The following is a 21,543-nucleotide window of genomic DNA, read 5'->3' as shown; positions in this document are numbered from 1 at the left end:
TCCAACATGCAAGGAAGGCCGGACAGCGACGATTACCAACGCATTTTCCTGCAGGACGTGCCGCTGATTGACGTGCGCGCGCCGATCGAGTTTCAGCAGGGCGCCTTCGCTCAGGCGCTGAACCTGCCGCTGATGATCGACAGCGAGCGGCAGGCGGTGGGCACCTGCTATAAACAGCATGGGCAGCAAGCGGCGATAGCGCTCGGCCACAGTCTGGTGAACGGCAAACTGCGCGAACAGCGCACCGCCGCCTGGTTGGTGGCCTGTGCGCAGCGGCCCGAAGGCTATCTCTATTGCTTCCGCGGCGGTCTGCGCTCACAGCTGGTGCAGCAATGGCTGCATGAGGCCGGCGTCGAGTACCCGCGGATCATTGGCGGTTATAAGGCGCTGCGCAATTATTTGCTCGGCGTGCTGGCGCAAAGCGCGGCATTGCCGATGGCCCTGGTGGGCGGCAATACCGGCAGCGGCAAGACGTTGCTGGTCAACGAATTGGCCGACGGCGTCGATCTGGAAGGCGCGGCGCGCCATCGCGGTTCATCTTTTGGTCGAACGCTGGCGGGCCAGAGCTCGCAGATCGATTTTGAGAATCGTCTGGCTGTGTTATTGCTGAAAAAACAGCATGGTGGCAGCCGCCGTTGGGTGCTGGAAGACGAAGGGCGGATCATCGGCAGCAACAATTTGCCGCTGCCGTTGTTCAATGGGATGCAGCAGGCGCCGGTGGCGGTGATCGACGATCCGTTCGACATTCGCCTGGCGCGTTTGCAGGCGGAATATATCGACGGCATGCGCGAACAGTTCGAACAGGCCTATGGCATGGAAGAGGGCTGGCGACAGTACGACGACTATCTGCACCACGGCCTGTTCGCCATACGCCGCCGCCTGGGGCTGGAACGCTTCCAGCAGCTGACGCAACGACTGGAAGCGGCGCTGCGGACACAGCGGCTCAGCGGCCAGGGCGAGGCGCACCACGAGTGGCTGGCGCCCCTGTTGCAGCAGTACTACGATCCGATGTATTGCTATCAGTTGGAAAAGAAAGCCCAGCGGATTGTCTTCCGTGGGAACTATGCAGAAGTAAGAGAATTCTTGATGACGTTCAGCCAGAAAAACGGTGAATAATGCGACTGTTCATAGCCGAGAAACCGAGTTTGGCGCGCGCCATTGCCGACGTATTGCCCAAGCCGCATCGCCGCGGCGACGGGTATATCGCCTGCGGCAACAACGATGTGGTGACCTGGTGCGTTGGCCACCTGTTGGAGCAGGCTCAGCCTGACGCTTATGACAGCCGCTATGCGCGCTGGTCGTTGGCGGATCTGCCGATCATTCCTGAAAAATGGCGGTTGCAGCCGCGGCCGTCGGTCAGTAAACAGCTCAACGCCATTAAAAAGTTGCTGCTTGAAGCCGATGAAGTGGTTCATGCCGGCGACCCGGATCGCGAAGGGCAACTGCTGGTGGATGAGGTGCTGGACTACCTGGATCTGACGCCGGAAAAACGCCAGAACGTGCGCCGCTGTCTGATCAACGATCTCAACCCGCAGGCGGTGGAACGCGCGGTTGAACGCCTGCGCGACAACCGTGACTTCATCCCGCTGTGCGTGTCCGCCCTTGCGCGCTCACGCGCCGACTGGCTGTACGGCATCAATATGACCCGCGCTTATACGCTGCTGGGCCGCAACGCCGGTTATGACGGCGTGTTGTCGGTGGGCAGGGTGCAGACGCCGGTGCTGGGGTTGGTGGTGCGGCGCGATGAAGAGATCGAAAACTTCGTGCCGAAAGACTTCTTTGAGGTCAAGGCGCACATCGTTACGCCGAAAGAAGAGCGTTTCGTGGCGCTGTGGCAGCCCAGCGAGTCGTGCGAGCCTTATCAGGACGAAGAGGGGCGTTTGCTGCACCGGCCGTTGGCGGAGCACGTGGTCAAGCGCATCGAGGGCCAGCCGGCGCTGGTCACGTCCTATAACGATAAACGGGAATCAGATACCGCGCCGCTGCCGTTTTCGCTCTCCACGCTGCAAATCGAAGCGGCCCGGCGTTATAACCTCAGCGCCCAACAGGTGCTGGACGTTTGCCAGCGGTTGTATGAAACCCATAAATTGATCACCTATCCGCGTTCCGACTGCCGCTACCTGCCGGAAGAACATTTCGCCGGCCGTCACGCGGTGCTGAACGCCATCAGCGTGCACCAGCCTGAGCTGTACCCGCAGCCGGTGATCGACAGCGATCGCCGCAACCGCTGCTGGGACGATAAAAAAGTCGATGCGCACCACGCTATCATTCCCACCGCCCGTGCCGGCAAGATTAATCTGACTCAGGATGAACGGAACGTGTATGGGCTGGTGGCGCGCCAGTATCTGATGCAGTTTTGTCCGGATGCGGTATTCCGCAAATGCGTGATTGAGCTGGATATCGCCGGCGGCAAATTTATCGCCAAGGCGCGTTTCCTGGCAGAAGCCGGTTGGCGTACGCTGCTGGGCAGCAAGGAGCGCGACGAAGAAAACGAAGGCGCACCGCTGCCGGTGGTGGCTAAAGATGATGAGCTGCTGTGTGAGCGCGGTGAGGTGGTGGAGCGTCAGACGCAGCCCCCGCGGCCGTTTACCGACGCCAGTCTGTTGTCGGCCATGACCGGCATCGCGCGCTTCGTACAAGATAAAGCGCTAAAGAAAATCCTGCGGGCGACCGATGGTTTAGGTACGGAAGCGACGCGAGCGGGGATCATCGAATTGCTGTTCAAACGGGCGTTTCTGTACAAGAAGGGACGCTATATTCACTCCAGCGAAACCGGGCGCGCGTTGATTCACTCGCTGCCGGATCTTGCTGCGCGTCCTGATATGACGGCCAACTGGGAGGCAACGCTGACGCAAATCAGCGAGAAATCCTGCCGTTATCAGGACTTTATGCAGCCGTTGGTCGGCACGCTGCAAGAGCTGATTTATCAGGCCAAGCAGAGCCGGGCGAGCATGGCGTTCCGTGGGTTGCCGCCGCCGCCTTCCAGCGGAGGCAAAAAACGCAGGAAAAGCGCCGGCAAGGCGCAGGAGAAGAGTGAATGAAGCACGGACTCAATGGGGTGCTGGCTGCCGCTGCCCTGGCCTACTGCGGCCTGGCGGCCGCCAACCGGGGCGATGTGGACGTGGTGTTGCCGGTTTCGCCGGAGATTTGGGGGACGGCGAAAAACGGCGCCAATTCGCCACCGGCGCAACCCTGCAACCGCTGTTGCGTCTACCAGAATCAAAACTATTCCGAAGGCGCGGTGCTCAAAGTCGAAGGAGAAGTGCTGCAGTGCGTGCGTGAGCCTAACACCATCGGCACCAACCCCTTGATTTGGGTGCGATTGAAGAAGTGACCATGTAACCTATCGCCGCGCTCAGCGTGCATCGCCTTGCGCGGCGATATAGTCCGCCAGCAGTGGAACGTCGGCCGGGGCCAGGGTATATTCCTGCGCCTGTTGCGGCGTGACCCACACCAGCGCTGAGTGACAATGCAGCTGCAATTCACCGGAGAACTCCGCGACTCGCCAGGCGTGTAGCCGGATGAGGCGTTCGCCTTGCTGCCACTGATTGCAGCCCACATAGTTGCCGATACGGGCGCAAATCCCCAATTCTTCATCCAGTTCGCGCGCCAGCGCCTGCGGTTGGCTTTCACCCGGCTCAACTTTGCCGCCGGGAAACTCCCACAGACCGGCCTGATCGCTGTCTGCGCCGCGCTGGGCCAGCAAAATGCGGCCATTTTTTTCCAGAATGGCGGCTACCACGTCGATAATTTTCATTGGCTTCACAGAGTAAAACCCCGGCGGACGCCGGGGTGATGGGGTTACAGCGTAAATTCCGCCCAGACCGGCGCATGGTCGGAAGGTTTCTCCATGCCGCGGGTTTGGTAATCGATGCCGGTGGCGATGCAGCGCGAAGCCAGCGGGGTGCTGGCCAGCAGCAGATCGATACGCAGGCCGCGGTTGTCGTCGAACCCTTTGGAGCGGTAGTCGAACCATGAGAACTCGTCGTTGCGCCCCGGGTTGGCGTGGCGGTAGGTATCGACCAGGCCCCAGTTCAGCAGGCGATCCATCCATTCGCGCTCTTCCGGCAGGAAGGAGCATTTACCGGTGCGCAGCCAGCGTTTGCGGTTGTCTTCGCCGATGCCGATATCGTAATCGCTGGGGCTGATATTCATGTCGCCCATGATCAGCACCGGGGATTCCGCCGACAGCTGCTGCTCCAGGTAGTTTTGCAGATCCTGATAAAAGCGTGTTTTAGCCGGGAATTTGATCGGGTGGTCGCGGCTTTCACCTTGCGGGAAGTAGCCGTTGATCACCGTCAGCGTGCCCTGCGGCGTAGCCAGATCGGCCATGATGATGCGACGCTGCGCGTCTTCTTCATCGGTCGGGAAGCCGCGGCGCACGGCCAGGGGCTCCGCTTTGGTCAGCAGCGCCACGCCGTAATGGCCTTTTTGCCCGTGATAGAACACGTGATAGCCGTGCTGGCTGACTTCTTCCAATGGGAACATGTCATCGTGAACTTTGGTTTCCTGCAGACCGATCACGTCGGGCTGGTGCTGTTCGATAATTGCCGCCAGCTGATGCGGACGCGCGCGCAGTCCATTGATATTAAAAGAGACAAACTTCATGAGCGGTGCCGTTTTCACGAGAAAAATGTGCTGTGATAGTAGCAGAGTTTGGCGGGAAATGTAACGCAGACAGCGGCGAGCCCGCTGACTGCGCAGCCGGCATTATTTCGCCCAGCGGTCGTAATTTTTGGGTTGATAGTCGTCAAACTGTTGCAGCAGCGTTTGCGCCGATTCGCTGATGTGCAGCGTACCGAGATAGTCGTGGCGCATGAAGCCCTGATCGGCGACGTGTTCGAGGAACTGGCTCAGTGGGCGGTAGAAACCGTTGACGTTCAGCAGGCCGACCGGTTTGTTGTGATACCCGATTTGCCCCCAGGTCCAGATTTCAAACAGCTCTTCCAGCGTGCCGATGCCGCCGGGCAGGGCGATAAAACTGTCCGCCAGCGCCGCCATACGGGCTTTGCGCGTATGCATGTCTGGCACCACTTCCAATTCAGTCAGGCCGCGATGCGCCGTTTCCGCTTCAACCAGGCGCTCGGGGATAATGCCGACAGCTTCACCGCCCGCCGCCAACACCGCGTCCGCCACAATCCCCATCAGTCCTTTTTTGCCGCCGCCGTAGATTAAACGGCGTCCCTGTGCGGCCAGCAATTGCCCCAGTTGGCGAGCCTGCTCGGCATAAGCGGGATTGACACCTTCGCTGGCGCCACAAAAAACGCAAATATTGTTTCGCATCCACCTGTTCCTTACTGCACTAAAGAAGCCAGTGGTATAGCGAATTGTCGGCCGGAGTTCAAGTTACTGCTGGGAGTGAGGAGATAAAACATCAAGGTGAAAGCGGCGATAAGGGGAGATAAATTGAGTTTATTGATGCGAGGGCTATTTAATTAGATTTTTGGAGGGGCAAGAGATGGTGGTGGGGGAAGGATGATTCGTCGCTGCGCGACTCACCCTGCGGGCCGCGCTAAAGCGCGTTGTCTCACTGCGTGAGACTCGAACCTTGGTCGAAGCTTCTCATCCTTCCCCAATACGGAGCATTATGGATGCGATGTACTTTTAATTCGATTTTGGAATTTTCTGGAAGAGATGGTGGTGGGGGAAGGATTCGAACCTTCGAAGTCAGTGACGGCAGATTTACAGTCTGCTCCCTTTGGCCGCTCGGGAACCCCACCATGGTATTCATGGATTTGCTGATTTTTTAAGGAATGGGCTAAATTCCTATTGTGTGCTTCTAAGGATTACCGCGCTAAAGCGCGTTGTCTCGCCGCGCTCGGCTCGAACCTTGTCGAAGCTTCTCATCCTCCCCCCCGGCGTTTAATGATATTTCAGCTTTCGCTTCAAGTTCATCAACAGAGAGAAGATGGTGGTGGGGGAAGGATTCGAACCTTCGAAGTCAGTGACGGCAGATTTACAGTCTGCTCCCTTTGGCCGCTCGGGAACCCCACCATATACATGGCTATTTAACTGGCCTTGCTTGCGAGAGCGCTGTCTCGGTAAGCGGGGCGCATCATATCAAATGAAGCGGATGTGTAAAGCATTGAAATGCAGAAAATGAATCGTTTGCCGTTTTTTTATTCTTGGCGGTGCATCCCTGAACGAAATGCACCGATTTATTGAGCGATTACAGAATAACGGTGCGATTGCCGTAGACGAAGACGCGCTGCGCCAACACCTGATACAGGGCTCGGCTGAGCACGTTTTTCTCTACGTCGCGGCCGGCGCGCATCATATCCTCGGCGGAATAGGTGTGATCGACGTGGATCACGTCCTGCATGATGATCGGGCCTTCGTCGAGATTGTCGTTAACGTAGTGAGCCGTGGCGCCGATGATTTTCACGCCGCGTTCGTAGGCCTGGTGATAAGGCCGCGCGCCGATAAACGCCGGCAGGAACGAATGGTGAATGTTGATCACCTGATTCGGATAATGTTGCACGAAGGCCGGCGTCAGCACGCGCATATATTTGGCCAACACCACGTAATCCGGCTGATATTGATCGATCTTGGCCGTCATTTCGCGGTCGTGCTGTTCGCGCGTCAATCCTTCGTGGCTCACCAGATGGAAAGGAATATCGAAACGCTCCACCAGCGTTTGCAGCGTGTCGTGGTTGCCGATTACGGCGGCGATCTCAACGTCGAGGCCGCCATAGGCGCTTTTCATCAACAGATCGCCCAGGCAGTGTGCCTCTTTGGTGACCAGCACCACGATGCGCCGACGTCCGGTGCTGTGCAACTCACGCAGCGAACCTTCCGGCAGCGCGCTGTCCAGATCGGCCAGCAGCGTGTTGTCGTTGAAAATGCCTTCCAGCTCGGTGCGCATGAAGAAACGCCCGGTGCGGTGATCGACGAACTCATTATTCTGGACGATATTGAGCTCGTGTTTGTAACAGATGTTGGTGATCTTGGCGATCAGCCCTTTGGCGTCCGGGCAGATGGTGCGTAACACTTTTCGTTGTACATTTTGGTGTGGCATGGGTTTGAGGATCCTGTCTGATACTGAACGGCCTGTCTGCGCAGGCGTTAACGTGAAGCGCCGGCCGGCTAGCGCCCGCAGCACTTCTTATATTTTTTCCCTGAGCCGCAGGGACATATCGCATTTCGGCCGGGCTGGGGTTTGCTGCCGTCGATATAATACCAACGTTGATCGCGACGAAGGAAGCGTGAGCGCTCATGCATCGCCTGGGGCTCGCCGCTTTCGCCATCGGTGAAGCGGGCGATGAATTCGACGAAGCCTTCGTCCGGCTCATGGCCGGTTTGCTCCTCGACGATCGTCAAGCCCAGCCATTCGGTGTTTTTGAAACTGTCGACGATCGCATTGCGCCACGCTTCGGCGCCGCAGTCGGGGTGCCAGGTGGCGATCAGATAGTCGACGTTATGATTCACGTAGGCGGTGAAGCGTGAACGCATCAGTTGGCCGGGCGTCGGCGCCGGCTGACTGCCGCTGATAAAAGGGGCGCAGCACGCGTTATACGCCAGTCCGCTGCCGCATGGGCATGATTCGGGCAAAATAACTCCTGAGAAAACGAGGCTGAAAATGAATTTAGCGCATATGTTACCTAACAATATTCGTCAGTGACAATCTACCCTGAAAGCAGAGAACACCTTTTACCGAGAGGATGGCGCTATGCGGCAAATCAAGATCGGACTGGCGCTGGGGGCGGGCTCGGCTAAAGGCTGGGCGCACATCGGCGTGATCAATGCGTTAAAGAAACTGGGGATTGAGGTCGATATCGTTGCCGGCTGTTCTGTCGGCGCGTTGGTGGGGGCGGCATTCGCCAGTCACCGTTTGCCGGTGATGGAGCAGTGGGTACGGTCGTTCAGCTATTGGGACGTCATTCGTCTGATGGATTTTTCCTGGCAGCGCGGCGGTTTGTTGCGCGGCGATCGGGTGTTCACTGCCGTCGGGCAACTGTTGAAGATCAATGATATTGCCGAATGTGCGCTGAAGTTCGGCGCCGTGACGACCAATCTCAGCACCGGCCGCGAACTGTGGCTGACCGAAGGCGATATTCATCAGGCGGTGCGCGCTTCTTGCAGCATGCCAGGCCTATTGGCGCCAGTGTGGGCCGACGGTTATTGGCTGGTGGACGGCGCAGTGGTTAATCCGGTACCGGTGTCGCTCTGCCGGGCGCTGGGCGCCGATATTGTCATTGCGGTCGATCTGCAGCATGACGCGCATTTGATGCAGCAGGATCTGTTCTCGATACGCGGCGAGGACGAAAGCCCGGACGATACGCCTGCGGAGACCTGGCGCGGGCGCCTGCGGGAGCGCGTCGGCAGAATGCGCAAGCGCAAACCGACGACGGCGCCGACGGCGATGGAGATTATGAGCACATCGATTCAAATGCTGGAAAATCGCCTGAAGCGCAACCGGATGGCGAGCGATCCGCCGGACGTTTTGATCCAGCCTTTTTGCCCGCAGATCTCAACGCTGGATTTCCACCGCGCCGATGAAGCGATCGAGGCGGGGTTGCTGGCGGTTGAAAAACAACTGGATCGGTTGTTGCCGTTGATAAAAAATAGATAATTCTCGGTTCTTGGTTGGCAATGCGCGGTTGGTCTGTTTCAGACGAGCATAAGTGACCTTTTTGAGCCACTATTACACTATGGAAAGGGACGAGGCTCGGCTGATGGCATTACCACTCACTCACAAGCGTATCTTGATCGTTGAGGACGAACAGGTTTTTCGTTCCGTGCTGGTCGGTTATCTGACCTCGCTGGGCGCTGAAACCGGCGAGGCGACCAACGGTTTACAGGCGCTGAGTGCCGTCGATGACTTCAAGCCGGATCTGATTCTGTGCGATCTCGCGATGCCGGAAATGGGCGGCATCGAATTCGTTGAACACCTGCGTCTGCAGGGGCTGCAGATCCCGGTGCTGGTGATCTCCGCTACCGACAAGATGGCGGACATCGCCAAGGTGCTGCGTTTGGGCGTACAGGATGTGCTGCTGAAGCCGCTGACCGATCTCAATCGCCTGCGTGAGGCGGTGCTGGCGTGTTTATACCCCAATATGTTTACCTCCCAGGCGATTGAAGAGGTTGAGCTGTTTCAGGATTGGGACGCGCTGAGCAAGAATCCTTCCGAAGCCGTCAAACTGCTTAAGCAATTGCAGCCGCCGGTGCAGCAAACCATTGCGCATTGCCGGATCAACTATCGCCAGTTAACCACGGGCGAAAATCCCGGGCTGGTGCTGGATATCGCGGCATTGTCAGAAAAAGACCTGGCGTTTTATTGCCTGGACGTCACGCGCGCCGGTGATAATGGCGTATTGGCGGCGCTGCTGTTACGCGCATTATTTAATGGGTTGCTGCAAGACCATCTGGCTAATCAACAACATCGCCTGCCGCAAATGTCGGCATTGTTAAAGCAGGTTAATCAATTATTGCGGCAGGGGAAATTAGACGGTCAATTCCCGCTGTTGCTGGGATATTATCACGCCGAAAATAAAAACCTGATTCTGGTTTCCGCCGGGCTGCATGCCAACGTCAATACCGGCGACAATCAAATTCAGCTGAGCAACGGCGTGCCGCTGGGCACGCTGGGCGCCACCTACATGAACCAGATCAGTCAACGCTGTACGGCCTGGCAATGTCAGGTATGGGGCAGCGGCGGCCGATTGCGGCTGATGCTCAGCGCTGAATAATAGACGTTGATCGGCGATATCTTAAGCTATTCACTTATCGGTAATTAAACCGTTTATTTTTTCTCCCGATTATCAGAACGGGTAATAGTCCTAAATGTTTTCTATTTGTGTTCTGGTTAATGCCAGGCGCGCATAAGCTGGTATACTCCGAAGGTTTTTTTATATCGAGCCCAAGCTCATAAAATGAGCGCTTCAGCTTTAAGAGAGGAAATAATGCCTGCTGTAAATCGCAAAGTCAGAAAAGCCGTGATCCCGGTTGCAGGCTTGGGTACGCGGATGTTGCCGGCCACCAAAGCCATTCCGAAAGAAATGCTGCCGCTGGTTGATAAACCGCTGATCCAATACGTCGTCAATGAGTGCATTGCAGCAGGGATTAACGAGATTGTGCTGGTCACCCACTCCTCCAAGAACTCGATCGAAAACCATTTTGATACCAGTTTCGAACTGGAAGCGATGCTGGAAAAACGCGTCAAGCGTCAACTGCTCGATGAAGTGCAGTCAATCTGCCCGAAGGGCGTTACCGTGATGCAAGTCCGCCAGGGGAATGCCAAAGGCTTGGGGCATGCGATTATGTGCGCCTACCCGATGGTGGGCGATGAGCCGGTCGCGGTGGTGTTGCCGGACGTGATCCTTGACGAATACAGCGCCGATCCGAAAAAAGACAACTTGCACGACATGCTGCAGCGCTTCGAAACCACCGGCATCAGCCAGATCATGGTTGAACCTGTGCCGCATAAAGATGTTGGCAACTACGGCGTAGCCGACTGTAAGGGCGTCGAATTGCATCCGGGCGAAAGCGCGCCGATGGTCAGCGTGGTCGAGAAGCCGTCGCCGGAGAAAGCGCCTTCCAACCTGGCGATTGTCGGTCGTTATGTCCTCTCCGCCGATATCTGGCCGCTGTTGGCGAAAACGCCTCCGGGCGCCGGCGACGAAATTCAGCTGACTGACAGTATCGAAATGCTGATGCAGCAGGAAACGGTGGAAGCGTATCACCTGAAAGGCGTGAGCCATGACTGCGGTAACAAACTCGGTTACATGCAGGCCTTCGTGGAATACGGCATGCGCCATGCCAGCCTGGGCAAAGAATTTTCTCAGTGGCTGCAACAGGTTGTTGCCGCTGACAAGAAGTAATTGAGTGATCTTTCGTCTTAATTTGAAAAACTAGGATTTTCACATGAAAGTAACAGTTTTTGGTATTGGTTATGTGGGTCTGGTGCAGGCCGCCGTACTGGCTGAAGTAGGCCATGACGTTATGTGTATTGACGTCGATGAGCGAAAAGTCGAAAACCTGAAAAAAGGGAATATCCCGATTTTCGAACCGGGTCTGACGCCGCTGGTGCAGCAAAACTATGAGGCCGGCCGTCTGCATTTCACCACCGATGCCAAAGCGGGCGTGGCGCACGGGACTATCCAGTTCATCGCCGTCGGCACGCCGCCGGATGAAGACGGTTCCGCCGATCTGAAGTACGTCACCGCGGTGGCGCGCACTATCGCCGAGCACATGACCGATCGCAAAGTGGTGATCGACAAATCCACCGTGCCGGTCGGTACGGCGGACAAGGTGCGTCAGGTGATGGCTGAAACGCTGGCGAAACGCGGCAGCAACGTGCCGTTTGACGTGGTATCCAACCCGGAATTCCTGAAGGAAGGCGCGGCGGTGGCAGACTGCATGCGTCCTGAGCGCATCGTGATCGGTACCGACAATAAAGATGTGATCGAGCCTATTCGCGAGCTGTACGAACCGTTTAACCGCAATCACGATCGTATGATCATGATGGATATCCGCAGCGCGGAGCTGACCAAATATGCCGCTAACTGCATGCTGGCGACCAAGATCAGCTTTATGAACGAAATGTCCAACCTGGCGGAAATGCTGGGCGCGGATATTGAAAAAGTGCGTCAGGGCATCGGTTCCGACTCACGCATCGGCTATCACTTCATCTACCCGGGTTGCGGCTACGGCGGCTCTTGCTTCCCGAAAGATGTCCAGGCGCTGATCCGCACGGCGGAGCAGATCGGTTACCAACCGAAGCTGCTGCAGGCGGTAGAGCAGGTCAACTATCAGCAGAAAGACAAGCTGAACAGCTTTATCAACGACTACTTCGGCGGCGATCTGAAGGGCAAAACCTTCGCGCTGTGGGGGCTGGCGTTCAAGCCGAATACCGATGACATGCGTGAAGCTTCCAGCCGCGTGCTGATGGAACAGCTGTGGGCCGCAGGCGCCACCGTTCAAGCCTACGATCCGGAGGCGATGAACGAAGTTCAGCGCATCTATGGCCAGCGTGACGATTTGAAGCTGGTGGGCACCAAAGAGGCTGCATTGCACGGCGCCGATGCGCTGGTGATCTGCACCGAATGGCAGAACTTCCGCGCGCCGGACTTCGATGTGATCAAGGGCGCGTTGAAGCAGCCGGTGATCTTCGATGGCCGTAACCTGTACGATCCGGAGCGTTTGGCAAATCGCGGCTTTACCTATTACGCAATTGGCCGCGGCGCCTCGATTAAACCGGTTATTTAAGGAGTGAGCATGAAATTCCTGGTTACAGGCGCCGCAGGGTTTATTGGCTATCACGTTGCAGAGCGTTTGTTGACCGCCGGTCATCAGGTTGTCGGCATTGATAACCTGAATGATTATTATGATGTGGGCCTGAAAATGGCCCGTCTGGATCGACTGGCGGATAAGCCGGGATTCCGCTTTATCAAGCTGGATTTGGCCGATCGTGAAGGCATGGCGGCATTGTTTGCCGAGCATCAGTTCCAGCGAGTCATTCATTTGGGGGCTCAAGCCGGCGTACGTTATTCGCTGGTCAATCCGTTGGCTTATGCCGATGCCAACCTGATCGGTCATTTAAACGTTTTGGAAGGCTGCCGTCATAATAAGGTTGAGCATTTACTTTACGCCTCTTCCAGCTCGGTATATGGCCTGAATCGCAAGCTGCCGTTTGCCACCGAAGATTCTGTCGATCATCCGGTGTCACTGTATGCGGCGACTAAAAAAGCCAACGAGCTGATGTCACACAGCTATTCCCATTTATACGGTCTCCCGACGACCGGGCTGCGGTTCTTTACGGTATATGGTCCCTGGGGGCGCCCGGATATGGCGCTGTTCAAGTTTACCAAAGCCATATTGGCCGGGGAGAACATCGACGTATATAACCACGGTGAAATGCACCGAGATTTTACTTACATCGATGACATCGCCGAGGCGATAGTGCGGTTGCAGGCGGTTATTCCGCAGGCGGATCCGTCATGGACCGTTGAACAGGGATCGCCGGCAACCAGTTCAGCGCCGTATCACGTTTATAATATCGGCAATAACACCCCCGTTAAACTGATGGAATATATCAGTGCGTTGGAGAAGGCATTGGGGGTGACGGCCCGTAAGAATATGCTGCCGATGCAACCGGGCGATGTGATGGATACCAGCGCGGATACGGAAGAGCTTTATCGTGACATTGGCTTTAAACCGGAAACCAGCGTTGAAGAGGGCGTGAAGCGCTTTGTTGACTGGTATAAGGCATTCTATCAGGTTCAATAATTGAACGCGGATAAATGCGACAGAAGGGGCCTTTGGGTCCCTTTTTTTCGCTGCGATCTCATGTATGGCGCAAAAGCGAATTAGGATATTTACTAAAAGGAGAGAGGAATGACGGGATCAGGGTTATACGCTCTAAAAATGAAAAGGCCCCCCGCAGGGAGCCTTTCAGATACGGACTGAATCGCTATTACAGCAGGAAATCATCCAGAGATTTACCTTGCTCTTCGATTGCTTTCTTAATCACCGCAGGAGTACGGCCTTGGCCGGTCCAGGTTTTCAGTTCGCCGTTTTCGTCTTTATATTGGTATTTAGCTGGACGTGCTGCACGTTTTGCTTTGCCGGCAGCCTTGTTGGCAGCCATGGTTTGCAGCAGTTCATTTGGATCGATACCGTCAGCAATCAGCATTTCGCGGTATTGCTGCAGTTTACGAGTGCGTTCTTCGATTTCTGCTTGAGCCTGGCTGTCTTCTTCGCGACGTTCGTTCACAACAACTTCCAGTTTCTCGAGCATTTCTTCCAGCGTTTCCAGTGTGCATTCTCTTGCCTGGGCGCGCAGAGTGCGGATGTTGTTCAAAATCTTTAATGCTTCGCTCATTGTCCTAGTCTCAAATTATATTGGTGGGGGGCGTCTCGATAATAATAGAGTGCTCTTTTCTTTTCTGCAATAGCCAAATTGGCTTGAATACTCAAATTTACCTTTAAAAAAACCGTTAATCGGATCAGTCCGACTAATAATAGGAAGGGCTGTTAACTATTACCCTTGGCACGCTTAAGTCAAAATTTCAGCAGACAGGCTTTAAAAGGCGCGTATCACAAGGCTTTCATCGATAAGTTATCGTAGTAATTTATATCAATATTACAATGAGTTCTGTGGGCTTAATCACGCCACGGCAGGCCAGACATTGTAAACAATAGGGGTATATAGGTAAAGATTGCGTCAGTAAACCTTGGCGCGTCGGCGCAGGTGATTAAATGCCCGGTATTGGGCTCGCGTATAATAGACGGGGGCTCCGCCGCGGCTGCAGCGCCAGCGAGAGGGAATGGGCAAGTCGGCATTAATGGGCAAATCACCGGACTTAACCATTAGCAAGAATTAATAGTGATGACAGGCATACATTATCCTGTAAATAGCTGTAAAAAGAACAGGCCGACAGAACGATATGTTTCGCTTGAAAGCGCATTATTACGGCGAACGCAATATTCGTTCGCTTTGGGCTGAGCCGGGGGGGCGGGTTATGGTACACTTACCGTCCTAATCAACATTTTGAATATTTCTTATACCATCGGAGTTGCGGGGCCATGGCTCAACTTTATTTTTATTACTCTGCGATGAATGCCGGCAAGTCCACCGCGCTGCTACAGTCTTCATATAACTATCAAGAGCGCGGTATGCGCACGCTGGTGTTCACTGCGGAGATCGATCACCGCTTTGGCGTAGGCAAAGTCAGTTCGCGCATTGGTTTATCCTCGCAGGCGCAGCTCTATAACAACGACTCGATGCTGTACGCCATGATCCAGCAAGAGCATCAACAGCAGCCGGTGCATTGTGTGCTGCTGGATGAAAGCCAATTCCTGACCAAAGCGCAGGTTGAGCAATTATGCGATGTGGTGGACCAACTGGACATTCCCGTATTGTGTTACGGCTTGCGTACCGATTTTCTCGGCGAGTTGTTTACCGGCAGCCAATATTTGCTGGCCTGGGCCGATAAGCTGGTGGAATTGAAAACCATCTGTCACTGCGGGCGTAAAGCCAACATGGTGTTGCGGTTGGATGAGCATGGCAAGGCGATGCACGCCGGCGAGCAGGTGGTGATTGGCGGTAACGAGAGCTATGTCTCCGTCTGTCGCAAGCATTATAAAGAGGCGATCCACTCCCTGGAGTAGGGGCGAAAATGCCGCCAGCGCCCGCTGAGGCGTTTTGGCGGCGGGATAAGAAAAACCGCGCGCCAGACGCAATAAAAAACCCGCCATTCGGCGGGTTTTTTCATCGGTTCACGGAACCGTTATTTCTTGGGCTTCTTTACTGCGGTTTTGGCTGCGACCGGTGCAGCCGCTTCCTCTTCCACCGTTTCGCTGAACTCGCGGCCATAGAAGGTATCCAGCATGATTTGCTTGAGTTCGGCAATCAGCGGATAGCGTGGGTTGGCGCCGGTGCATTGGTCGTCGAAAGCGTCTTCCGACAGCTTGTCGACTTTCGCCAGGAAGTCGGCTTCTTGCACACCCGCCTCACGGATGGAAGCTGGGATGCCCAACTCGGTTTTCAGCTCGTCCAGCCAGGCCAGCAACTTCTCAATCTTCTGCGCGGTGCGGTCGCCCGGCGCGCTCAGGCCGAGGTGGTCGGCGATTTCAGCGTAGCGGCGGCGCGCCTGAGGGCGGTCGTACTGGCTGAAGGCCGTCTGCTTGGTTGGGTTGTCGTTCGCGTTGTAACGAATGACGTTGGAAATCAGCATCGCGTTCGCCAGGCCGTGCGGAATGTGGAACTCCGAACCCAGTTTGTGCGCCATGGAGTGACAAACCCCGAGGAAGGCGTTGGCGAAAGCGATACCGGCGATGGTGGCGGCGTTGTGCACGCGTTCACGGGCAACCGGGTTCTTCGCGCCTTCTTTATAGCTGGCCGGCAGATACTCTTTCAACAGTTTCAACGCTTGCAGCGCCTGGCCGTCAGAGTATTCGTTCGCCAGCACCGACACGTAGGCTTCCAGCGCGTGGGTCACCGCATCCAGGCCGCCGAAGGCGCACAGGGATTTCGGCATGTTCATCACCAGGTTGGCGTCGACAATCGCCATGTCCGGGGTCAGCGCATAGTCGGCCAGCGGGTATTTCTGCCCGGTGGCGTCGTCGGTCACGACGGCGAATGGCGTGACTTCCGAACCGGTGCCTGACGTCGTGGTGATGGCGATCATCTTCGCTTTGACGCCCATTTTCGGGAACTTGTAGATACGCTTGCGGATGTCCATGAAGCGCAGCGCCAGATCCTCGAAGTGGGTTTCAGGATGTTCGTACAGCACCCACATGATTTTCGCGGCGTCCATCGGCGAGCCGCCGCCCAGCGCGATGATGACGTCCGGTTTGAAGGAGTTCATCTGCTCGGCGCCTTTACGCACGATGCTCAGCGTCGGATCGGCTTCCACTTCGAAGAACACTTCGGTTTCGATGCCGTGTGACTTGAGAACCTTGGTGATCTGGTCAGCATAGCCGTTGTTGAACAGGAAACGGTCGGTCACGATGAAGGCGCGTTTCGCCCCGTCGGTCGCCACTTCTTCCAGCGCGATTGGCAGCGAGCCACGGCGGAAGTAGATCGATTTCGGAAGTTTATGCCACAACATGTTTTCTGCTCGCTTCGCTACAGTTTTCTTGTTGATCAGGTGCTTAGGTCCGACGTTTTCAGAGATGGAGTTACCACCCCAGGAACCGCAACCCAGCGTCAGCGAAGGCGCGAGTTTGAAGTTATACAGGTCGCCGATACCGCCCTGAGAAGCCGGGGTGTTGATCAGGATGCGAGCCGTTTTCATTTTATCGCCGAAGTAGGCGATGCGAGCCGTTTGGTTATCCTGGTCGGTATACAGGCAAGAGGTGTGGCCGATACCGCCCATGGCGACCAATTTTTCGGCTTTGGCGACGGCGTCTTCGAAGTCTTTGGCGCGGTACATCGCCAGCGTCGGCGACAGTTTTTCATGGGCGAAAGGTTCGGACTCGTCGACCAGCTTCACTTCGCCGATCAACACTTTGGTGTTGGCCGGCACTTTAATGCCCGCCATCTCGGCGATTTTCGGCGCGGATTGCCCGACGATGGCCGCGTTCAGGCCGCCGTTTTTCAGGATGATGTCCTGCACCGCCTTCAGTTCTTTGCCCTGCAGCAGATAGCCGCCGTGGGAAGCGAAGCGCTCGCGTACCGCATCATAGATAGCGTCAACGACGATGACCGACTGTTCGGAAGCGCAGATAACGCCGCTGTCGAAGGTTTTGGACATCAGGATAGAGGCGACCACGCGTTTGATGTCTGCGGTCTCGTCCACCACGACCGGCGTGTTACCGGCGCCTACGCCGATTGCCGGTTTGCCGGAGCTGTAGGCGGCTTTCACCATGCCCGGGCCACCGGTGGCCAGGATCAGGTTGATGTCAGGGTGGTGCATCAGCTGGTTGGACAGCTCGACGGTAGGTTGGTCGATCCAACCGATGATGTCTTTCGGCGCGCCGGCGGCGATAGCGGCTTGCAGCACGATGTCGGCGGCTTTGTTGGTGGCATTCTTCGCACGCGGGTGCGGCGAGAAGATGATGCCGTTGCGGGTTTTCAGGCTGATCAGCGCTTTGAAGATCGCGGTAGAAGTTGGGTTGGTGGTAGGAACGATACCGCAAATCAGGCCGATAGGTTCGGCGATGGTGATGGTACCGAAAGTGTCATCTTCAGACAGGATGCCACAGGTTTTTTCATCTTTATAGGCGTTGTAGATGTACTCGGAAGCGAAGTGGTTTTTGATCACTTTGTCTTCGACGATACCCATTCCGGATTCTTCCACGGCCATTTTGGCCAACGGGATACGGGCATCAGCAGCGGCGAGGGCGGCAGCGCGGAAGATTTTATCCACTTGCTCTTGAGTGAAGTTGGCATATTCGCGCTGGGCTTTTTTGACACGTGCGACAAGCTCGTTCAGTTCAGCGACATTCGTTACAGCCATAATGCTCTCCTGATAATGTTAAACTCTTTCAGTAAATAAGCCGTGCGAGCCACTAGTATAGTCGTAACGGGGATAAGCGGTGATGAGAATACCGGGGTCTTCCCGCGTTATTTCTTCGCATGCTGCTGATTTGCTTAAAGAGCTTCACCCTACGCCAACCGGAGGGGCAGGCAGTGAGGAGAACGGAACCGGCGATGCCGCGGCCTACTTTGTTCTACTCCCTGACTACGACTAAGAGCTTACCCACTGTTGGGTAGTTGATTTGTGATCTAAATCATGAAAAGTGCAAGCTGACACCTTTCAGCTTGGTGTTTTTGAGAGTGATTCTCAATAACTGTGATCGGTGACTCTTTTTTCAACATAAAAAATCAAAAGGCCATACATCACTTTAACAAAGGGCATTTGTTTTGTTGCCTAACTTGCTGGTAGTCAAAAATGCTGCTCTGGCCGGATGGATTACCCGCGGCAATTCCATTACATTAGCGCGCATAGTCAGCACACCTTTACAGCAATTAACGCGGAGCCATCTGTGGGCCAATCTCTGTTGGATCTTTCCGGCTTTATCAAGTTCTTTGTCGGTCTGTTTGCGCTGGTCAACCCGGTGGGCATCTTGCCGGTATTTATCAGTATGACCAGTTACCAGGCGGAAGCGGGGCGCAATAAAACCAACCTGACCGCCAACCTGTCGGTTGCCATCATTCTATGGACATCGCTGTTCCTGGGGGAAGGGATATTGCGGATGTTCGGCATCTCCATCGATTCGTTCCGCATCGCCGGCGGTATTTTGGTGGTGACCATCGCCATGTCGATGATCAGCGGCAAGCTGGGTGAAGATAAGCAGAACAAACAGGAGAAATCGGAGAGCGCGATCCGCGAAAGCATCGGCGTGGTGCCGTTAGCGCTGCCATTGATGGCGGGGCCGGGGGCGATCAGTTCCACCATCGTGTGGAGTTCCCGTTATCACAATTGGCAAAGCCTGCTCGGCTTTACGGTGGCGATCGCCTTATTCGCTTTTTGCTGCTGGTTATTGTTCCGCGCCGCGCCGCTGTTGGTGCGTTTGCTTGGGCAGACCGGCATCAACGTGATCACCCGTATCATGGGCCTGTTGCTGATGGCGCTCGGGATCGAATTTATCGTTACCGGCATTAAGGCGATATTCCCCGGCCTGTTGTAATCGCTCTCGCTTGGCCGCGCCTCTGACCTTGAGCGCGGCTAAAATTAATTTTAAAAGTTAAATTATTTATTGGTTCGCATTATTATAGTGCACAAGATGAATAAAATTTATGCCATTGCACTCTTATGTTGCATAAATCTCATGTTGCTGCTTAAAAAAAACGCTAAGCGTTATTTCAGACACTTTTCTTTCCCCATTTCCGCGCGTTTTCTCCTCGTTAAACGGTAAAGCTGTTGTTAAATTAATCACATCATTCTGTGGGGCTTGTCTCACTTTCATCCAGGTGTTATTAGTGATTAACCGCCTGTAGGCAGGTGTTTGTTCTTTGAATGGCTGGTTTGTTAACTGAATGTTTCTTTGTGCGGCAATGGTATTGCGTCGACAGTTTCAAATGAAACTAATTTTGAGTTTTCTCCTTTAAAATCAAAGTTTTTTTCATGTCTTCCTTTGCCCTTCATCACAAGGGCCGGATCGGGCTTGGTGCGATAAAAGAGAATTGCTTAACATTTTTGTAAAATTTATTGGCTATGGAATTTGGCTTCTGCTAATTTCCGAGCAACTTTCCCGTGGTCAATTAACTGAAATGCGCCATAAAAACGGGAATGATTTTTGCTGGTATCCGTTTATTTAGAATTCTTATAAACACTTCACAAACTTCGATAAGCGATGCTTGTCGGTGAAAAGGAGCCTCGATTATGCAGCAAACCCTGAAGCGCACTTCTTTGACCTTGTTGATTAGCGGCGCGTTGAGCGTCATTGCCGTAAATAGCAGTTTGGCGGCGGAGGTTCCGGCCGGCGTCCAATTGGCGCAGCAGCAGAATATTGTCATCAACAACGGCAGCGAAGTGGCTTCATTGGATCCGCATAAGGTCGAGGGCGTGCCCGAAAGCAATATCATTCTTAACCTGCTGGAAGGGCTGGTGAGCACCGACGCCAACGGGCATGTGGTACCGGCGGCGGCGGCGAGCTGGGAAAACCAGGATTATCGGCAGTGGACCTTCCACCTGCGCCCCGGCGCGGTATGGAGCGACGGCAGCCCGGTCACCGCGCAAGACTTCGTCTACAGTTGGCAGCGCCTGGCCGATCCGAAGATCGCTTCTCCCTACGCCAGTTACCTGCAGTACACCAAAGTCGAGAATATCGACGACATCCTGACCGGCAAAAAGAGCCCGCAGACTCTCGGCGTCAAGGCGTTGGACGATCAAACGCTGCAGGTGACCCTGAGCGAACCGGTGCCGTATTTCATCAGCATGCTGAGCCACACGTCGCTCAAACCGGTCAAACGCGCGGTGGTGGAGAAATTCGGCGATAAATGGACGCTGCCCGCTAACTATGTCGGCAACGGCGCTTACCGCCTGAAAGAGTGGGTGGTGAACGAGCGCATTGTGGTGGAGCGCAGCCCGAGCTACTGGAATAACAAGCAGACGGTGATCAACCAGGCGACCTTCCTGCCGATCGCTTCTGAAGTCAGCGACGTCAATCGCTTCCGCAGCGGCGAGATCGATATCACCAACAGCGCCATTCCGCCGTACCTGTACGTCAAAATGAAGCGCGAAGTGCCCGAGCAACTGCACGTTAACCCTTATCTGTGCACTTTCTATTACGAACTCAATAACCAGCGGGCGCCGTTCACCGATCCGCGGGTGCGTGCGGCGGTGAAGATGACGCTGGATCGCGACATTATCGCCAACAAAATCATGGGCCAGGGGCAGATCCCGGCCTACAGCTTCACGCCGACCTTCACCGAAGGCGTCAACTTCACGCAGCCCGCGTGGGCCGGCTGGAGCCAGGAGCAGCGCAACGCCGAAGCCAAAAAACTGCTGGCGGAAGCGGGTTACAGCGCCGCCAAGCCGCTGAAGTTCTCGCTGCTGTACAACACCTCCGATCAAAACAAACAGCAGGCGATCGCCGCCGCATCGATGTGGAAGAAGAACCTCGGCGCCGACGTCACGCTGCGCAACCAGGAGTGGAAGACTTCGCTGGAAAGCCGCCATCAGGGGCAGTACGACGTGGCGCGCGCCACCTGGTGCGGGGATTACAACGAGCCGAGCGCCTTCCTGAACCTGGTGCTGTCCAACAGCAGCATCAACACCGTGTTTTACAAGAGCCCGGCGTTCGACGCCATCATGGCCGCCACGCTGAAGGCGCCGGATGAAGCCGCGCGCGCCGCGCTCTACCAACAGGCGGAAACGCAGTTGGACAAAGACTCCGCATTGATTCCGGTGTATTACCGCGTCAGTGCGCGTTTGATCAAACCGACGGTAGGCGGGTTCACCGGCAAAGATCCGCTGGACTATACCGACGTTAAAAATCTGTACATCATCAAGCAGTAAAAGGGGTATTCCTCACGCTGAACCGCAGGGGAATATGGGGAAGGCCCGCCGCCGCATTCGTTCCGCAGCGGCGGGAAAACAGAGTCCGCTTACGGGCAACGCAGGTTCCACGAAGAGCCTGTGATAATAAAAA

At 55.5% G+C, this 21,543-nt stretch carries 18 protein-coding genes, 2 tRNA genes and 1 other RNA gene; 11 read left to right on the top strand and 10 right to left on the bottom strand.

All coding sequences use genetic code 11. The features are described 5' to 3' along the window. Positions 1 to 6 precede the first annotated feature (6 nt). Genes mnmH through CPH57_RS10020 form a run of 3 tightly spaced genes read left to right on the top strand, consistent with a single transcriptional unit; the run spans position 7 to position 3,334 of the window. Positions 7 to 1,116 carry a tRNA 2-selenouridine(34) synthase MnmH gene (gene mnmH, locus CPH57_RS10030; protein ID WP_096242313.1) on the top strand — a complete coding sequence of 370 codons (1,110 nt, stop codon included), beginning with the start codon at positions 7 to 9 and terminating at the stop codon, positions 1,114 to 1,116. Then, positions 1,116 to 3,041, top strand: coding sequence for a DNA topoisomerase III (locus CPH57_RS10025; RefSeq protein WP_021503851.1), 1,926 nt, complete (start codon positions 1,116 to 1,118; stop codon positions 3,039 to 3,041). The genes mnmH and CPH57_RS10025 overlap by 1 nt, the downstream gene beginning before the upstream one ends. After that, positions 3,038 to 3,334, top strand: coding sequence for a YnjH family protein (locus CPH57_RS10020; RefSeq protein ID WP_033643308.1), 297 nt, complete (start codon positions 3,038 to 3,040; stop codon positions 3,332 to 3,334). The genes CPH57_RS10025 and CPH57_RS10020 overlap by 4 nt, the downstream gene beginning before the upstream one ends. 21 nt (positions 3,335 to 3,355) lie before the next feature. Here CPH57_RS10020 and CPH57_RS10015 read toward each other — a convergent pair whose 3' ends face one another. The 8 genes from CPH57_RS10015 to CPH57_RS09980 form a co-directional block, all read right to left on the bottom strand. Beyond that, entirely contained in the window at positions 3,356 to 3,757 is a 402-nt protein-coding gene (locus CPH57_RS10015; protein WP_033643307.1) for a pyrimidine (deoxy)nucleoside triphosphate diphosphatase, read from the bottom strand. 44 nt (positions 3,758 to 3,801) lie between these two features. Beyond that, positions 3,802 to 4,608: an exodeoxyribonuclease III gene (gene xthA, locus CPH57_RS10010; protein WP_004932192.1), complete on the bottom strand. Its 807-nt coding sequence runs from the start codon at positions 4,606 to 4,608 to the stop codon at positions 3,802 to 3,804. A gap of 102 nt (positions 4,609 to 4,710) precedes the next feature. After that, entirely contained in the window at positions 4,711 to 5,283 is a 573-nt protein-coding gene (locus CPH57_RS10005) for a TIGR00730 family Rossman fold protein (protein WP_004932190.1), read from the bottom strand. A gap of 176 nt (positions 5,284 to 5,459) precedes the next feature. Next, positions 5,460 to 5,587: non-coding RNA, RtT sRNA (locus CPH57_RS10000), on the bottom strand. Positions 5,588 to 5,635: 48 nt separating this feature from the next. Further along, positions 5,636 to 5,720: transfer RNA gene (locus tag CPH57_RS09995), tRNA-Tyr, on the bottom strand. A 189-nt stretch (positions 5,721 to 5,909) separates the two neighbouring features. Continuing rightward, a tRNA-Tyr gene (locus CPH57_RS09990) sits at positions 5,910 to 5,994 on the bottom strand. A gap of 175 nt (positions 5,995 to 6,169) precedes the next feature. Further along, entirely contained in the window at positions 6,170 to 7,018 is an 849-nt protein-coding gene (gene purU / locus CPH57_RS09985; protein ID WP_004932187.1) for a formyltetrahydrofolate deformylase, read from the bottom strand. A gap of 68 nt (positions 7,019 to 7,086) precedes the next feature. Continuing rightward, positions 7,087 to 7,551, bottom strand: coding sequence for a YchJ family protein (locus CPH57_RS09980; protein WP_033643306.1), 465 nt, complete (start codon positions 7,549 to 7,551; stop codon positions 7,087 to 7,089). 118 nt (positions 7,552 to 7,669) lie between these two features. Here CPH57_RS09980 and rssA point away from each other — a divergent pair, with 118 nt between their 5' ends. The 5 genes from rssA to CPH57_RS09955 all read left to right on the top strand — a co-directional run bounded on the left by rssA (position 7,670) and on the right by CPH57_RS09955 (position 13,227). Continuing rightward, complete coding sequence (gene rssA / locus CPH57_RS09975; protein ID WP_042784708.1) at positions 7,670 to 8,572, top strand: patatin-like phospholipase RssA; 903 nt, start codon at positions 7,670 to 7,672, stop codon at positions 8,570 to 8,572. A 103-nt stretch (positions 8,573 to 8,675) separates the two neighbouring features. Next, positions 8,676 to 9,689, top strand: a complete 1,014-nt coding sequence (rssB, locus tag CPH57_RS09970) for a two-component system response regulator RssB (RefSeq protein WP_004932178.1) — start codon at positions 8,676 to 8,678, stop codon at positions 9,687 to 9,689. A 213-nt stretch (positions 9,690 to 9,902) separates the two neighbouring features. After that, the gene (galU, locus tag CPH57_RS09965; RefSeq protein ID WP_033650221.1) at positions 9,903 to 10,820 is read left to right on the top strand and encodes a UTP--glucose-1-phosphate uridylyltransferase GalU; all 918 of its coding nucleotides are present in this window, start codon (positions 9,903 to 9,905) and stop codon (positions 10,818 to 10,820) included. A 43-nt stretch (positions 10,821 to 10,863) separates the two neighbouring features. Then, positions 10,864 to 12,207, top strand: a complete 1,344-nt coding sequence (locus CPH57_RS09960; protein WP_046687225.1) for a UDP-glucose/GDP-mannose dehydrogenase family protein — start codon at positions 10,864 to 10,866, stop codon at positions 12,205 to 12,207. 9 nt (positions 12,208 to 12,216) lie between these two features. Next, on the top strand, positions 12,217 to 13,227 hold the full coding sequence (locus tag CPH57_RS09955; protein WP_046687224.1) for an NAD-dependent epimerase: 1,011 nt from the start codon (positions 12,217 to 12,219) through the stop codon (positions 13,225 to 13,227). A 187-nt stretch (positions 13,228 to 13,414) separates the two neighbouring features. Here the strand turns inward: CPH57_RS09955 and hns are convergent, their stop codons facing one another. Then, entirely contained in the window at positions 13,415 to 13,822 is a 408-nt protein-coding gene (hns, locus tag CPH57_RS09950) for a histone-like nucleoid-structuring protein H-NS (RefSeq protein ID WP_004932170.1), read from the bottom strand. 704 nt (positions 13,823 to 14,526) lie between these two features. On the opposite strand from hns, the gene CPH57_RS09945 reads away from it, so the two are divergent. Next, positions 14,527 to 15,111 carry a thymidine kinase gene (locus CPH57_RS09945; protein WP_033643301.1) on the top strand — a complete coding sequence of 195 codons (585 nt, stop codon included), beginning with the start codon at positions 14,527 to 14,529 and terminating at the stop codon, positions 15,109 to 15,111. A gap of 119 nt (positions 15,112 to 15,230) precedes the next feature. Here the strand turns inward: CPH57_RS09945 and adhE are convergent, their stop codons facing one another. Continuing rightward, positions 15,231 to 17,903: a bifunctional acetaldehyde-CoA/alcohol dehydrogenase gene (gene adhE, locus CPH57_RS09940; protein ID WP_033643300.1), complete on the bottom strand. Its 2,673-nt coding sequence runs from the start codon at positions 17,901 to 17,903 to the stop codon at positions 15,231 to 15,233. A 529-nt stretch (positions 17,904 to 18,432) separates the two neighbouring features. Between adhE and CPH57_RS09935 the strand changes: the two genes are divergently transcribed. Both CPH57_RS09935 and CPH57_RS09930 read left to right on the top strand, forming a co-directional pair. After that, positions 18,433 to 19,077 (top strand): YchE family NAAT transporter, encoded by a 645-nt coding sequence (locus CPH57_RS09935; RefSeq protein WP_015378089.1) that lies wholly within the window; start codon positions 18,433 to 18,435, stop codon positions 19,075 to 19,077. A gap of 695 nt (positions 19,078 to 19,772) precedes the next feature. Next, positions 19,773 to 21,410 (top strand): ABC transporter substrate-binding protein, encoded by a 1,638-nt coding sequence (locus CPH57_RS09930; RefSeq protein ID WP_096242312.1) that lies wholly within the window; start codon positions 19,773 to 19,775, stop codon positions 21,408 to 21,410. Positions 21,411 to 21,543: the final 133 nt, after the last annotated feature.

This window comes from Serratia sp. JKS000199, assembly GCF_900215455.1.
GTDB classification, from domain to species: domain Bacteria; phylum Pseudomonadota; class Gammaproteobacteria; order Enterobacterales; family Enterobacteriaceae; genus Serratia; species Serratia ureilytica.
The sequence above is the reverse complement of the archived record's forward strand: the minus strand, read 5'-3'. Positions and strand labels throughout refer to the sequence as shown.

Coding starts and splice junctions, on each gene's coding strand:
- mnmH (WP_096242313.1), top strand. CDS start 7: ATGCAAGGAAGGCCGGACAGCGACGATTACCAACGCATTTTCCTGCAG.
- CPH57_RS10025 (WP_021503851.1), top strand. CDS start 1,116: ATGCGACTGTTCATAGCCGAGAAACCGAGTTTGGCGCGCGCCATTGCC.
- CPH57_RS10020 (WP_033643308.1), top strand. CDS start 3,038: ATGAAGCACGGACTCAATGGGGTGCTGGCTGCCGCTGCCCTGGCCTAC.
- CPH57_RS10015 (WP_033643307.1), bottom strand. CDS start 3,757: ATGAAAATTATCGACGTGGTAGCCGCCATTCTGGAAAAAAATGGCCGC.
- xthA (WP_004932192.1), bottom strand. CDS start 4,608: ATGAAGTTTGTCTCTTTTAATATCAATGGACTGCGCGCGCGTCCGCAT.
- CPH57_RS10005 (WP_004932190.1), bottom strand. CDS start 5,283: ATGCGAAACAATATTTGCGTTTTTTGTGGCGCCAGCGAAGGTGTCAAT.
- purU (WP_004932187.1), bottom strand. CDS start 7,018: ATGCCACACCAAAATGTACAACGAAAAGTGTTACGCACCATCTGCCCG.
- rssA (WP_042784708.1), top strand. CDS start 7,670: ATGCGGCAAATCAAGATCGGACTGGCGCTGGGGGCGGGCTCGGCTAAA.
- rssB (WP_004932178.1), top strand. CDS start 8,676: ATGGCATTACCACTCACTCACAAGCGTATCTTGATCGTTGAGGACGAA.
- galU (WP_033650221.1), top strand. CDS start 9,903: ATGCCTGCTGTAAATCGCAAAGTCAGAAAAGCCGTGATCCCGGTTGCA.
- CPH57_RS09960 (WP_046687225.1), top strand. CDS start 10,864: ATGAAAGTAACAGTTTTTGGTATTGGTTATGTGGGTCTGGTGCAGGCC.
- CPH57_RS09955 (WP_046687224.1), top strand. CDS start 12,217: ATGAAATTCCTGGTTACAGGCGCCGCAGGGTTTATTGGCTATCACGTT.
- hns (WP_004932170.1), bottom strand. CDS start 13,822: ATGAGCGAAGCATTAAAGATTTTGAACAACATCCGCACTCTGCGCGCC.
- CPH57_RS09945 (WP_033643301.1), top strand. CDS start 14,527: ATGGCTCAACTTTATTTTTATTACTCTGCGATGAATGCCGGCAAGTCC.
- adhE (WP_033643300.1), bottom strand. CDS start 17,903: ATGGCTGTAACGAATGTCGCTGAACTGAACGAGCTTGTCGCACGTGTC.
- CPH57_RS09930 (WP_096242312.1), top strand. CDS start 19,773: ATGCAGCAAACCCTGAAGCGCACTTCTTTGACCTTGTTGATTAGCGGC.